At 66.6% G+C, this 13063-nt stretch carries 11 protein-coding genes; 5 read left to right on the forward strand and 6 right to left on the reverse strand.

The features are described from left to right. The first annotated feature begins 56 nt into the window (after positions 1–56). The 4 genes from CLU85_RS10835 to CLU85_RS10855 all read left to right on the forward strand — a co-directional run bounded on the left by CLU85_RS10835 (position 57) and on the right by CLU85_RS10855 (position 6066). Positions 57–713: a DUF1569 domain-containing protein gene (locus tag CLU85_RS10835; protein ID WP_100410266.1), complete on the forward strand. Its 657-nt coding sequence runs from the start codon at positions 57–59 to the stop codon at positions 711–713. A 216-nt stretch (positions 714–929) separates the two neighbouring features. Then, positions 930–2000 carry an HlyD family secretion protein gene (locus tag CLU85_RS10840; protein ID WP_100410267.1) on the forward strand — a complete coding sequence of 357 codons (1071 nt, stop codon included), beginning with the start codon at positions 930–932 and terminating at the stop codon, positions 1998–2000. Then, a complete protein-coding gene (rbbA, locus tag CLU85_RS10845; protein ID WP_198509170.1) occupies positions 1964–4771 on the forward strand; it encodes a ribosome-associated ATPase/putative transporter RbbA in 2808 nt (935 codons plus the stop codon). The genes CLU85_RS10840 and rbbA overlap by 37 nt, the downstream gene beginning before the upstream one ends. 170 nt (positions 4772–4941) lie before the next feature. Next, positions 4942–6066 (forward strand): ABC transporter permease, encoded by a 1125-nt coding sequence (locus CLU85_RS10855; RefSeq protein ID WP_369858188.1) that lies wholly within the window; start codon positions 4942–4944, stop codon positions 6064–6066. 59 nt (positions 6067–6125) lie between these two features. Here CLU85_RS10855 and CLU85_RS10860 read toward each other — a convergent pair whose 3' ends face one another. Beyond that, a complete protein-coding gene (locus tag CLU85_RS10860; RefSeq protein WP_100410270.1) occupies positions 6126–7400 on the reverse strand; it encodes an amidohydrolase family protein in 1275 nt (424 codons plus the stop codon). Between the two features lie 129 nt (positions 7401–7529). Between CLU85_RS10860 and CLU85_RS10865 the strand changes: the two genes are divergently transcribed. Further along, positions 7530–7922, forward strand: coding sequence for a VOC family protein (locus CLU85_RS10865; protein ID WP_100410271.1), 393 nt, complete (start codon positions 7530–7532; stop codon positions 7920–7922). 17 nt (positions 7923–7939) lie between these two features. On the opposite strand, the gene CLU85_RS10870 is transcribed toward CLU85_RS10865, so the two are convergent. The 5 genes from CLU85_RS10870 to CLU85_RS10890 all read right to left on the reverse strand — a co-directional run bounded on the left by CLU85_RS10870 (position 7940) and on the right by CLU85_RS10890 (position 13034). After that, on the reverse strand, positions 7940–8410 hold the full coding sequence (locus tag CLU85_RS10870; protein ID WP_100410272.1) for a hypothetical protein: 471 nt from the start codon (positions 8408–8410) through the stop codon (positions 7940–7942). Then, positions 8407–9330, reverse strand: coding sequence for an ABC transporter permease (locus CLU85_RS10875; protein ID WP_100410273.1), 924 nt, complete (start codon positions 9328–9330; stop codon positions 8407–8409). The genes CLU85_RS10870 and CLU85_RS10875 overlap by 4 nt, the downstream gene beginning before the upstream one ends. Positions 9331–9444: 114 nt before the next feature. After that, on the reverse strand, positions 9445–10506 hold the full coding sequence (locus tag CLU85_RS10880; protein ID WP_100410274.1) for an ABC transporter permease: 1062 nt from the start codon (positions 10504–10506) through the stop codon (positions 9445–9447). Between the two features lie 26 nt (positions 10507–10532). Continuing rightward, the gene (locus tag CLU85_RS10885) at positions 10533–12089 is read right to left on the reverse strand and encodes an ABC transporter ATP-binding protein (protein ID WP_100410275.1); all 1557 of its coding nucleotides are present in this window, start codon (positions 12087–12089) and stop codon (positions 10533–10535) included. Next, positions 12090–13034: a 5'-methylthioadenosine/S-adenosylhomocysteine nucleosidase gene (locus CLU85_RS10890; RefSeq protein ID WP_100410276.1), complete on the reverse strand. Its 945-nt coding sequence runs from the start codon at positions 13032–13034 to the stop codon at positions 12090–12092. Positions 13035–13063 lie beyond the last annotated feature (29 nt).

Consider the following 13063-nt stretch of genomic DNA (forward strand, 5'->3'; position numbering starts at 1 on the left):
TGGCCTGGGCTCAGCCCCGTGTCGCAAAATGATTGTTTCCCCATTTTTCTTCACCCATGGCTGTGACACCTCCTCGTGGCGCCCAGAGCGTCCCACCCCATCCAGATACCTATGTCGCCCAGGGGCCCACGGCGTTGCCTGCAAACCCCGCGCGCAGGTCGTTTGTACGGTGGGGGGTGGGCTTGGCTACGGTGGGCGGGGTCGTGGCGGGGGCTGGCTACTTCCTGCATCGGCCCGGGAATGACCGGCAACTGGTTTTTGGCACGATCAGCGAGGCCTTGCGCGAGGTGGAGCGCTTGAACGCAGCCTCGGTGCATGCACTCGTGCCCGCCACGGCGTGGAACTGGTCGCAGACGCTGGAGCACTGCGCGCAGAGCATCGAATACTCGCTGCAAGGGTTCCCGGAACCCAAGTCGGCACTGTTTCAGAACACCGTGGGCACCGCCGCGTTCAGCGTGTTTGCACAGCGCGGCCGTATGAGTCACAGCCTGGAAGAGCCTATTCCGGGTGCGCCGGTGCTGGATGCATCGGCACCCGATGCTGCGGCTGCCCTGGCGCGCTTGCGCAAAGCTGCGCAGGATTTTGCGGCCTATTCAGGAACCCTGCACCCGCACTTTGCCTATGGGGCGTTGAGCCGCGTGCAATACGAGCAGGCGCATGCCATGCACCTGGCCAATCACCTGTCCGCCTTCGACGGTCGCCCCCAGGGCTGAGGGGACCCACTCCCGCACTGGTGCCGTGTGGGTGCCGCTGCAGGGCGCCACAGTGCTCCTGGCAATTGTCAGCAGCTTGATGCAGGTCAAGCGTTGGCGCCTCGCAGCGCAATGTGAACAGGTGCGCCGCGCGTACCATGCCTCGGGGCGGGATGCTGCAATGGCAGGCGTGGCTTGGTGTGCCCTCCTGCCGCTACGCCAACAAGGATCTAAACCATGGGCAGCAAGTGGAAAATTTACGCGACAGCGGCAGCGCTGCTCTTACTGGGTGCCGTGCTGGTAGTGCGGTGGGCGCCTTGGCGTGTGGACGGACCGGGCCCCGGCTTTGTGAGCGGCAATGGTCGCGTGGAGGCCACAGAGATCGCCGTAGCCACCAAGCTGGCGGGCAGGGTGCAGGACATTCTGGTGGCCGAAGGTGAGTTCGTGAAGGCCGGTCAGCCCGTGGCCCACATGCAGATTGACGGATTGCAGGCCCAGCGCGAAGAGGCTGTGGCGCGCCTGCAGCAGGCCCAGCTGGCCATCAGCAGCACCGAGGTACAGGTGGCGCAACGCGAAAGTGACCATCAGGCAGCCCTTGCAGTGGTGGCCCAGCGCGAGAGCGACCTGGATACCGCCCGTCGCCGCCTGCCGCGCTCCGAGCAGTTGGCGCGCGAGGGGTTTTTCTCCAGCCAGTTGCTCGATGATGACCGCGCCAAAGTGCACAGTCTGCAGGCCGCCGTGGTGGCTGCACGGGCACAGGCCAAGGCGGCGCAAGCAGGTATTGGAGCGGCCCGCACCCAGGTGACGAGTTCGCAGGCCAACGTGCGCGCGCTGGAGGCCACGCTGGCCCGCATCGATGTGGAGCTGGCCGACAGCGAGCTCAAGGCCCCGCGCGACGGCCGTGTGCAGTTCCGCGTGGTGCAACCCGGTGAGGTGGTGGGTGCCGGTGCACGCGTGCTGCAACTGGTGGACCTGACCGATGTGTACATGACTTTCTTTTTGCCCGAGACCTTGGCGGGCCGCGTGGCGCTGGGCAGCGAGGTGCGCATCGTGCTCGATGCCGCGCCGGACTTCGTCATCCCTGCAGCCGTCTCGTTTGTTGCCAGCACCGCGCAGTTCACGCCCAAAACGGTAGAGACTGTCAGTGAGCGGCAGAAGCTCATGTTCCGCGTGCGGGCGCAGATCGACAAGGCGCTGCTGCTGCGCCACCAGGAGCAGGTCAAGACGGGCCTGCCAGGCGTGGCCTGGCTGCGCGTGGACCCCGCGGTGGAATGGCCTGCAGTGCTGGCCGTCAAGGCCGGGCAGTGAATCTGCCGGACACCGACGCCGCCCCCGTGGCCCGCCTGCGTGGCGTGGGCCAGCGCTACGGGCGGACTGTGGCGCTCGATGGGATTGACCTGGAATTGGCCGCAGGCCGCATGGTGGGCCTGATCGGGCCGGATGGCGTGGGCAAGTCCAGCCTGCTGGCCCTGGTGGCGGGCGCACGCGCGGTGCAGCAGGGCACCGTGGAGGTTCTGGGCGGCGACATGGCCCAAAGCCGCCACCGCAGCCGGGTGTGCCCCCGCATCGCCTACATGCCGCAGGGGTTGGGCAAGAACCTGTACCCCACGCTGTCGGTGGAAGAGAACCTGCAGTTCTTTGGCCGCCTGTTCGGGCACGACGCGCCCGAGCGGCGCCGCCGGATTGATGAACTCACGCGCAGTACCGGCCTGTATCCGTTTTTGGCGCGGCCCGCGGGCAAACTCTCGGGCGGCATGAAGCAAAAGCTGGCGCTGTGCTGCGCGCTGATCCACGACCCGGACCTGCTGATCCTTGACGAGCCCACCACGGGCGTGGACCCGCTGGCGCGCGCCCAGTTCTGGGACCTGATCGGCCGCATCCGCGCCGCGCGGCCGGGCATGAGCGTCATCGTGGCCACGGCCTACATGGAAGAGGCACAGCGCTTTGAATGGCTGGTGGCGATGGACGAAGGGCGCATCCTGGCCACCGGCACCCCCGCCGAGTTGATGGCCCGCACTGGGCACGATACGCTGGAGCAGGCCTTTGTAGCCCTGTTGCCCGAGGCCAAGCGCCGGGGCCACCAAGCGGTGCAGATCCCGCCGCTGGACCGTGCGCAGGCCCATGACGCCGCCAACGTCGCCATCGAGGCGCGCGACCTGACCATGCGCTTTGGCGATTTCGTGGCGGTGGACCATGTGAGCTTTCGCATCCAGCGCGGCGAGATCTTTGGCTTTCTGGGCAGCAATGGTTGCGGCAAGTCCACCACCATGAAGATGCTCACCGGCCTGCTGCCCGCCAGCGACGGGCAGGCCTGGCTGTTCGGCCAGCCGGTGGACCCCAAGGACATGGCCACGCGGCGGCGTGTGGGCTACATGTCGCAGGCGTTTTCGCTGTACAGCGAGCTGTCGGTGGAGCAAAACCTGGTGCTGCATGCCCGGTTGTTCCATGTGCCTGAACCCGAGGTCCCAGCGCGCGTGTCTGCCATGCTGGAGCGCTTTGACCTGCAGGCCGCCTGCAGCGCACTGCCCATGAAGCTGCCCCTGGGCATGCGCCAGCGCCTGTCGCTGGCCGTGGCCATGGTGCACCAGCCCGAGCTGCTGATCCTGGACGAGCCCACCTCGGGCGTGGACCCGATGGCGCGCGACAACTTCTGGCGCCTGATGGTGGAGCTGGCACGGCGCGACAAGGTCACCATTTTCATCTCCACCCACTTCATGAACGAGGCTGAGCGCTGCGACCGCATCTCGCTGATGCACGCGGGGCGGGTGCTGGAGAGCGCTGCGCCGCAGGACATCGTGGCAAAGCGCGGCGCCGCCACGTTGGAAGAAGCCTTCATCGGCTATCTGGAGGATGCTGCGAGCACCTCACCGGTCCAGGCAGCCGTGGACGCTTCCGAGCACCCCGCGCCACCCCCGGCGCCCATCCCCACCGCTCCCACCTGGCCCACCCGCCTGCGCCAAAGCCTGGCCCGCATCCACAGCACCCAGTGGCGCGAATCGCTGGAGCTGCGCCGCGACCCGGTGCGCGGCGCCATGGCGCTGCTGGGCTCCTTGATCCTGATGTTTGTGATGGGCTACGGCATCAGCATGGACGTGGAGAACCTGCGTTTTGCCGTGCTGGACCGCGACCAGACCGCGCTGAGCCGCGCCTACACGCTGAACCTGGCGGGCTCGCGCTACTTCACCGAGCAGCCCCCGCTGTCCACCTACGCTGAGCTGGACCAGCGCATGCGCTCCGCCGAGATATCGCTGGCGCTGGAGATCCCGCCCGGCTTTGCGCGCGACGTGGCACGCGGCCAGCCGGTGCAGATCGGCGCGTGGGTGGACGGCGCCATGCCCCAGCGCGCCGAAACCGTCATCGGCTACGCCCAGGGCCTGCACCAGCAGTGGCTGGTGGAACAAAGCCGCAGCCGCACGGGCGTGGTGCCCCGGGGCCTGCTGGAGGTGGAGCCGCGCTACCGCTACAACCCCGATGTGCGCAGCCTGCCGTCCATGGTGCCCGCCGTGATCCCGCTGCTGCTGCTGATGCTGCCCGCCATGCTCACGGCCCTGGCCGTGGTGCGCGAGAAGGAGTTGGGCTCCATCATCAACCTGTATGTCACGCCCACCACGCGCACCGAATTCATGCTGGGCAAGCAGCTGCCCTATGTAGTGCTGGCCTTGTTCAATTTTGGCCTCATGTGCCTAGCCGCAGTGACGGTGTTTGGGGTGCCCATCACCGGCAGCTTTGCAACCCTGACGCTGGGCGCCGTGCTGTTCAGCCTGTGCTCCACGGGCATGGGCCTCTTGGCCTCTACCGTCACGCGCAGCCAGATTGCGGCGATGTTCTTTGCCATGGTGGGCACTCTCATCCCAGCGGTGCAGTTTGCGGGGCTCATCAACCCGGTGTCGTCCATGACGGGTTTTGCGCGCTGGGTGGGCGACGTGTACCCGGCCAGCCACATGTTCACCATCAGCCGGGGGGTGTTCAACAAGGCACTCGCTTTGCAAGACCTGCAGGCCGAGTTCTGGCCCATGCTGGTGGCGGTGCCGGTCATCGTCGGTGCTGCGATCGCACTCCTTAGAAAGCAGGAGAGCTGAGTGACGCACAACCTTGCTATAGCTGTCTTCGAGCCTTTGCCCGCAGAAACTGGCGCGGCACAGGCCAGTGGCTGCCGCGCAAGGGCCGCCCCGCCGCGCTGGCAGCGTCCCCCTTCCCGCGCAAAGCGCGAGAGAAGGGGGAAGGCGCGCAGCGCCACAGGGGGATGGGCATGATTCACTGGTCGAACATTTTCAGGTTGGGCATCAAGGAGCTGTGGAGCCTGTGGCGCGACCCGGCCATGCTGTTCCTCATCGTCTACACCACCACGCTGGCGGTGTATTCGGCGGGCATGGCGCAGCCCGAGACGCTCTACCACGTGCCCATTGCCATCGTGGACGAAGACGATTCGGCCCTGTCCCAGCGCATCGCCACCGCGTTCTATGCGCCCCAGTTCACGCGCCCGGCCATGATCAACATGCGCGAGGTGGACCCGGGGCTGGACGCCGGCCGCTTCACGCTGGTGTTGCACATCCCCGCCCACTTCCAGCGCGAGGTGCTGGCGGGCCGGGTGCCGCAGGTGCAGCTCAACATCGACGCCACGCGCATGGGGCAGGCGTTTGCGGCCAACGGTGCCGTGCAGCAGATCGTGCAGCTGGAGGTGGCTGAGTTTGTACAACGCGACCGCACCGTGGCCGCCCAGCCCATCGAACTGACCGTGCGTTCGCGCTTCAACCCGGCGCTGAACCCCGCGTGGTTCGGCTCGCTCATGGAGCTGATCAACATCGTGACCATGCTTTCCATCATCCTCACCGGTGCCGCGCTGATCCGCGAGCGCGAGCATGGCACGGTGGAGCACCTGCTGGTCATGCCTGTCACCCCCGGCGAGATCATGCTGGCCAAGGTCTGGGCCATGGCGCTGGTGGTGCTGGTCGCCACCTGGGTGTCGCTCACGGCGGTGATTCGCTGGGCGATTGGTGTGCCCATCGAAGGCTCGGTGCCGCTGTTTCTGCTGGGGGCCACGCTGCACTTGTTTGCCACCACGTCCATGGGCATCTTCATGGCCACGGTGGCGCGCAGCATGCCGCAGTTTGGGCTGCTCATGGTGCTGGTGATGATGCCGCTGCAGATGCTGTCGGGCGGCGTCACCCCGCGCGAGAGCATGCCGCTGTGGGTGCAGTACGGCATGGCCCTGGCGCCCACCACGCACTTCACCGAACTGGCCCAGGCCATCCTCTATCGGGGCGCGGGCTGGGCGGTGGTGTGGCCGTCGCTGGTGTGGCTGCTGGGGATTGGGGCTGTGCTATTCAGCCTGGCGCTGGCGCGGTTTCGCAAGACGATTGCACGCATGGCGTAAAATGCGGGAAATGCTATTGAATGTATAGCTGCTAGCGCTTGGTAGATAAGCGCTAGAGGCTAGTTTGACGTGAAATTCACGCTGCCAGGCCGCCCGGGCAAGTGCAGCTCCGCCGTGGGGGCAGGCTGACTGGCCACCCGCTGGCCGCGCCGCCATACCCCCAGGCGCGCTGCGCGCAGGCGAATGGCCTCCACGGGGTTGCGCGCATGCAGCAGCACCAAGTCGGCATGGCAGCCGGGCGCAATGCCGTAGCCCTCCAGCCCCAGCAGGCGCGCGGGGTTCACCGTCACCGCATCAAAACACTGCCGCATCGCCGTCTGGCTGGTCATCTGGCCCACGTGCAGGCCCATGTGCGCCGCCTCCAGCATGTCGGCGCTGCCGCCGCTGTACCAGGGGTCGAGCACGCAGTCGTGGCCAAACGCCACCGTCAGGCCTGCGGCCATCAGCTCGGGCACGCGGGTCATGCCCCGGCGCTTGGGGTAGGTGTCGTGGCGGCCCTGCAGCGTGATGTTGATGAGCGGGTTGGCCGCCACGCCCAGGTCGGCCTCGGCCATCAGGGGGATGAGTTTGCTCACGTAGTAGTTGTCCATGCTGTGCATGGAGGTGAGGTGCGAGCCCGTCACGCGGCCGTGCAGGCCCAGGCGCTGGGTTTCAAAGGCCAAAGTTTCCACATGGCGTGACAGCGGGTCGTCGGACTCGTCGCAGTGCATGTCCACGCGCTTGCCTCGCTCCGCGGCCAGTTCGCAGAGGATCTTCACGCTCTCGGCGCCCTGGGCCATGGTGCGCTCGAAGTGTGGGATGCCACCCACCACATCCACGCCCATGTCCAGCGCCCTCTTCAGGTTGTCGAGCCCGCCGGGCGCACGCAGCACGCCGTCTTGCGGGAAGGCCACGAGTTGCAGGTCCAGATACGGCGCCACGCGCTGTTTCACATCCAGCAGGGCCTGCACCGGCAGAAGGCTCGGGTGGCTGGTGTCAACGTGCGAACGGATCGCCAGCAGCCCGCGTGCCACAGCCATGTCGCAGTACCGCAGGGCGCGCTCTACGATGGCGTCGTGCGTCAGCGTGGGCTTGAGTTCGCCCCACAGCGCAATGCCTTCGAGCAGGGTGCCGCTTTCGTTCACGCGCGGCTGGCCGTAGCTCAGGGTCGAATCCATGTGGAAATGCGCGTCCACAAACGGGGGGCTGACCAGCAGGCCGCCCGCGTCCAAGGTTTCGTGCGCGGGGGCTTGCAGGCCCTCGGTCACTTCGGCAATGCGGCCGTCTTGCACGGCAATCGACATGTTCTGGCGACCGTCGGGCAGGGTGGCGTGGGTGATGAGCAGGTCAAGCATGGGGTGGGCAGTTCGTATCGGGGTGTCGGGTTTTTTCAAGACCTGGGCAGGTTCTGTCCCTAAGCTCTGTGTCTTGTTTTGCGCATCAACGTGTCAGCGCATCCATTCATTCTTACAAAGGCAGTTTTCATGCAATTTGGCTACACGATTCTCTACGTCGAAGACGTCCCCAAAACCATCGCTTTCTACGAAGCCGCCTTTGGTTTTGTGCGCCGCTTCGTGCATGAGGCAGGCGACTTCGGCGAGCTGGAGACCGGTGCTACGGCGCTGGCTTTCTCGTCGCTGCGGTTGATGGCCGAGCTGGGCAAAAACCCGACGCGCGCGTCGGCCGATGCGCCCAGTTTCGAGATTGCTTTCACCACCGCCGACGTGGCCGCCGCCGTGCAACGCGCGGTGGACGCCGGTGCCCGGTTGGTGCAGGCGCCCGAGCAAATGTCCTGGGGCCAGACTGTGGCGTATGTGGCGGATATCAACGGTGCGCTGGTGGAGCTGTGCACGCCCATGGGTGCCGCCGTTGCCTGAGTGACGGGGCCCGCGCATCAGCGCCTCTGACGGGTGCGAAAGCGCACCTCGCCCGGTTTGTGCCCTGCGTCGATGGTGATGCGAAACACGCTGTTGTCATGGCCCGACTGCGCCCGCGCGGTCCAGCGGATGCCGTTGCGCGTGGGCTGGCAGTTCATCTGGCTCAGGGTGATTTCAGCGTGGTCGTTGTTGATGGCCTCAAAACTCTGGGTGTGCACTTCCCTCGCGCTGTCGTTGCCATCACGCACGATCCACTGCAGGTACACGAACGATTGCCCATACCGCGTGGCGTGCACGATGCGGTACACGCCGCGGCCTTCGCTCGGCGGCTGCACGGGCCATTCGCCGCAGATTTTGATCCAGTCCACATCCGGGGCGGTGGCAAACGATTCAAAGGGAACGTCCATGCCCAGCGCATGGGCCTGGCCTGCGCAGGCCAGCAGTGCAGCCGCCAGCCAGCGGGCGACCAGGTGAGGCACCGACCTCATCGCTCCCCCTTGCGATACGGTTTCATCAGCGCCTGTGGATACGCCGCCTTGCGCGCCACCAGCACCAGCGCCAGGATAGACAGCAGGTAGGGCAGCATCAAATACACTTGGTAGGGCAACCACGCATCGCCCGCCTGCTGCAGCCGCAACTGCAGCGCATCGAAGAACGCAAACAGCAGCGCACCCAGCAGCGCCTTGCCCGGCCGCCACGATGCAAACACCACCAGCGCCACGCAGATCCAGCCGCGCCCGTTCACCATGTTGAAGAAGAACGCGTTGAACGCCGACAGCGTGAGAAACGATCCCGCCACCCCCATCAGCGCCGAGCCCGCGACGATGGCGCCGGTGCGCGTGGCTGCCACCGAGATGCCCTGGCCCTCGGCCGCCTGCGGGTTCTCACCCACCATGCGCACCGCCAGGCCCAGAGGTGTGCGCAGCAGTACCCAGGCCAGCAGCGGCACCAGCAGCAAGGCCAGCAGTGTGAGCGGGGTTTGCGCAGAGAGGATAGGAATGGGCAGCCAGTCCATCGCCGCAAACGGCTCAATGGTGGGCGGCGTGTTGACCTTCGGAAAGCTCACGCGGTAGCCGTAGTAGCTGAGCGCCGTGGCCAGCAGCGTGATGCCCAGGCCCGACACATGCTGCGACAGCGCCAGCCCCACAGTAAGCCAGGCGTGCAGCAGCCCAAACACTGCACCAGCCAGCGCTGCCACCAGCACCCCCGTCCACAGCCCGTAGCCTGCATACACCGCCAGCCAGCCGGTGAAGGCACCCGCCACCATGATCCCTTCAATGCCCAGGTTGAGCACGCCTGCGCGCTCGCACAGCAAAACCCCTAGCGTGCCCAGGATGAGCGGCGTCGCCACGCGCAGGGTGGCGATCCAGAAAGCGGGGTTGGCCAGGATGTCGAGCAACTCGGTCATGTACCCGCCTCGATCTGAGTTACTTCTTTTTTGATAGCGGGTGGTGCTTGATAAATAAGCGCCAAAGGCCAATTTTGCTTGAAATGTGGGTGCACGTGCTTGTTCATGGCGCCCTCACTTCCAGCGCACGCGGTACTGCGTCAGCAAGCCTGCCACCAGCACCGCAATCAGCGAAGTCGCCACGATCACATCGGCAATGTAGGTGGGCACGCCCACCGCGCGGCTCATGCTGTCCGCCCCCACCAGCACACCCGCTACAAAGGTGCCTGCCGCAATCACGCCCAGCGGGTGCAGCCCGGCCAGCATGGCAATCACGATGCCGCTGTAGCCATAGCCGGGCGACATGTCGAGCGTCACATAGCTGGTGCGGCCCGCCACCTCAATGGCACCGGCCAGCCCCGCCAGCCCGCCCGAGAGCAGCGCCACCAGCACGACAGTGCGCGTGATGGGCACGCCCGCAAACGCCGCAGCCCGCGCATTGGCCCCGGCGGCGCGGATATCAAAACCCGGCACCGTGCGTGCCAGCAGCGCCCACAACATCACGGCCAAAGAGACAGCCCACAGCAGCCCGGTGTGCAGCCGCGTCTGCGGCACCAGCTTGGACAACTCCATATCGCCTTGCAGCGCCACGCTCTGCGGCCAGCCCATGGAGAGCGGGTCTTTCATCGGCCCGTCGAGCAGGGCCGACACCAGCAGCAGCATGATGAAGTTGAGCAGCAGCGTGGTCACCACCTCGTCCACCCCCAGCCGCGCCTTCATCAGCGCCGGGCCCAGCAGCAGTGCCGCCCCGGCGAGGACTGCCGCCAACATCATGAGCGGGAAGAGCACGTAAGGCGACCACTCCAGCCCAGTGCCACCATGCATGCCGCCCACGGCCACGGCGGCCAGCGCCCCGGCGTAGAGCTGCCCTTCAGCCCCGATGTTGAACAGCCGGGCACGAAACGCCACGGCAGCCGCCAGCCCGGTCAGGATCAGCGGCGTGGCGCGGGTCAACGTTTCGGTCAGCGCAAACACGGAGCCGAACGCGCCTTGCAGCAGCAGCGCATAGGTCTGGCCCACGGGCGCGCCTGCCCACAGCACCAGCAGGCCGCTGATGAGCAGCGTGAACACCACAGCGCCCACCGGTGCCAGCACATAGGCGGCGGGGGAGGTGTGGTTGCGTTTTTCGAGTCTCATGTTGGGTATTGTTCTTGTGTGTTCGGTCAGTGCGCGGCACCCGCCATCGCCAGCCCGATCGCCTCGCGCGTCCAAGCATCCACAGGCCGCGCGTCGCTCAGTTTTCCGTCATGCATCACCGCCACACGGTCGCCAAGGGCCAGCACCTCGTCCAGGTCGTCGGAGATGAGCAGCACCGCCGCGCCGGCGTCGCGGGCGTTGATGAGTTGCTGCTGCACAAACATCACGGCGCCAATGTCCAGCCCCCAGGTGGGCTGGTGGGCGACGATGAGCTGGGGTGCCGCAGCGGTGTGGCCTGCCGCGTCCTGCGGTGGCATCAGCGCCCGACCCAAAATGAGTTTCTGCATGTTGCCCCCTGACAGCGACCGGGCAGGGGCATCGGGCCCGCCGCCGCGCACATCGAAGGTTTGGGCCACCCTCTGGGCATGCTGGCGGGCTGCGCCGCGTTTGACCCAGAGGGCCTTGAACCATGGGTGCGCGAACCAGTGGCTGCGCAGGCGCTCAGAAACAGCGTTTTCCCACACCGGCAAATCGCCCACTACGCCCACGGCGTGGCGGTCTTCGGGGATGCGGGCCACGCCCTGGCTGACCAGCCACGCGGGCCGGGCTTGCAGCGGTGCGCCGCGCAGCGTGACCTGGCCGGTGGTGGCGCTGCGCACGCCGGACAGCACATCGGCCAGTGCCACCTGGCCGTTGCCGCTCACACCGGCAATGGCCACGATCTCGCCCGCGCGCAAGGTGAGGGATACATCGTTCAACCGGTCTCGCCCCGGGGGGGATGTGCTGACGTTGGTCAGGGTGCAGATGGGATCGCCCACGTTCTGTGCCGGGCGGCGCTCTGCGGCCTCAATCGCGTGGCCCACCATCCATTGCGCCAGCTGCCCCTGCGTGGTGCCCTGCGCGGGGGCCTCCGCCACCAGTTGGCCCTGGCGCAGCACGGCCACGCGGTGCGAGACGCGCAGCACCTCGCCCAGTTTGTGGCTGATGAAGATGATGGACAGGCCCTGCGCCACCATCTGCGCCAGGGTGTCGAACAAGGCCTCGCTCTCCTGCGGGGTGAGCACGGCGGTGGGCTCGTCCAGGATGAGGATGCGGGCGCCCCGGTAGAGCGCTTTGAGGATCTCGACCCGCTGGCGCTCACCCACCGAGAGGCTGCCGACCTTCGCATCGGGGCTGACCGGCAGGCCAAACTGCTGCGACACGGCCAGCAGCTTGGCACGCGCCTCGCTGCGGCGAGAGAAGGGTTGCCACAGCGGTTCGGTGCCCAGCAGCACGTTGTCCAGCACGGTGAGGTTGTCTGCCAGCGTGAAGTGCTGGTGCACCATGCCGATGCCCGCCGCCAGCGCCGCGCGCGGCTGGCCAGGCGGCAGGGGCTGGCCAAAGACTTCAATGCTGCCTTCGTCTGCCACGTAATGGCCGAACAGGATGGACATCAGCGTGGACTTGCCCGCGCCGTTCTCGCCCAGCAGCGCCAGCACCTCGCCACGTGCCAGAGTCAGGCTGATGCCAGCGTTGGCCACCAACTTGCCAAAACGCTTGGTAATGCCCGACAGGCGAAGAACGGGGGCAGCAGCTTCTGTCATTTATTTCCAGCTCGCCAAGAAGGCTTGCAGCACCTTGGCCGAGTTGGCCGCTGCCAGGCCCATGAAGGTGCCCATTTCGTTCTCGCCGTCGCCGCCACCGGCCAGGTCGCTCAGCGAGCGAAAGGCGATGTACGGCACGCCGTTGCTGTGCGCCACCATGGCAGTGGCGGCGGTTTCCATGTCGAGCACGTTGGCCTCGAAAGTTTTGAATGCGTATTCGCGGAAGGCCTTGTTGTCTACAAACGCCTGGCCAGACACGCCGCTGCCGCCCACCACCAGTTGTGGGCGCTGCTTCAGGCAGGTGGCGGCCAGGCAATGCTCCAGGCCCACGTTCTGCAGGCTGCGGGCGGTGGCCAGCATCTTCGGGTCGGCCTCGAACCAGAACTTCTTGTTGAGCTGGGGGTTGGCGGCAGACCGCACCTCCACGGGGCGTGGGTGCATCATGCCGAAGGCGGACATGGTCAGCTCGCTTTTCATCCAGACGGGGGCGCTGTACTGGCCGGGCGTGTCTTCACGCGCCATCAGCCATTCCATGTACTGGCCCCACTGCGCGGGCACGGTCACGTCGCCAATGTGCAGGCGGAGGTTCACGCCGCCGGCAATGCCGCTGAAAACAATGTGGCTCACATTGAACCGGTCCAGCACCAGCTGGGTGTTCATGGCCGCGTTGGTCATGCTGATGCCCGACAGGAAGACGACGACAGGCTTGCCTTCGAGCGTGCCCGTGGTGAAGTCCACACCGTTGACGCTGTGTTTGACGGGCTGTTGCACTTTGGGCAGCAGCACCGTCAGCTCGGGCGCAAAGGCGGAGATGACGGCGATGCGGGGTGTGTCATCCAGCCGCACAGCAGTCTTGCTAGGCGCGGGCGGGGGCGGGGGCGCAGCGCAGCCTGCCACCACGGCGGCCAGGGCCATGGCGCCCAGCAGGCGGGTGTACCGGGTCATCCGTGAAGGCTGGGGTTGGCAGGTTGTAA

The organism is Acidovorax sp. 69, from assembly GCF_002797445.1.
Lineage (GTDB): Bacteria > Pseudomonadota > Gammaproteobacteria > Burkholderiales > Burkholderiaceae_C > Acidovorax.

Bases quoted from the DNA above. Each gene is read 5' to 3' on its own strand.
- CLU85_RS10835 (WP_100410266.1), top strand. From the start codon at position 57: ATGGCTGTGACACCTCCTCGTGGCGCCCAGAGCGTCCCACCCCATCCA.
- CLU85_RS10840 (WP_100410267.1), top strand. From the start codon at position 930: ATGGGCAGCAAGTGGAAAATTTACGCGACAGCGGCAGCGCTGCTCTTA.
- rbbA (WP_198509170.1), top strand. From the start codon at position 1,964: ATGGCCTGCAGTGCTGGCCGTCAAGGCCGGGCAGTGAATCTGCCGGAC.
- CLU85_RS10855 (WP_369858188.1), top strand. From the start codon at position 4,942: ATGATTCACTGGTCGAACATTTTCAGGTTGGGCATCAAGGAGCTGTGG.
- CLU85_RS10860 (WP_100410270.1), bottom strand. From the start codon at position 7,400: ATGCTTGACCTGCTCATCACCCACGCCACCCTGCCCGACGGTCGCCAG.
- CLU85_RS10865 (WP_100410271.1), top strand. From the start codon at position 7,530: ATGCAATTTGGCTACACGATTCTCTACGTCGAAGACGTCCCCAAAACC.
- CLU85_RS10870 (WP_100410272.1), bottom strand. From the start codon at position 8,410: ATGAGGTCGGTGCCTCACCTGGTCGCCCGCTGGCTGGCGGCTGCACTG.
- CLU85_RS10875 (WP_100410273.1), bottom strand. From the start codon at position 9,330: ATGACCGAGTTGCTCGACATCCTGGCCAACCCCGCTTTCTGGATCGCC.
- CLU85_RS10880 (WP_100410274.1), bottom strand. From the start codon at position 10,506: ATGAGACTCGAAAAACGCAACCACACCTCCCCCGCCGCCTATGTGCTG.
- CLU85_RS10885 (WP_100410275.1), bottom strand. From the start codon at position 12,089: ATGACAGAAGCTGCTGCCCCCGTTCTTCGCCTGTCGGGCATTACCAAG.
- CLU85_RS10890 (WP_100410276.1), bottom strand. From the start codon at position 13,034: ATGACCCGGTACACCCGCCTGCTGGGCGCCATGGCCCTGGCCGCCGTG.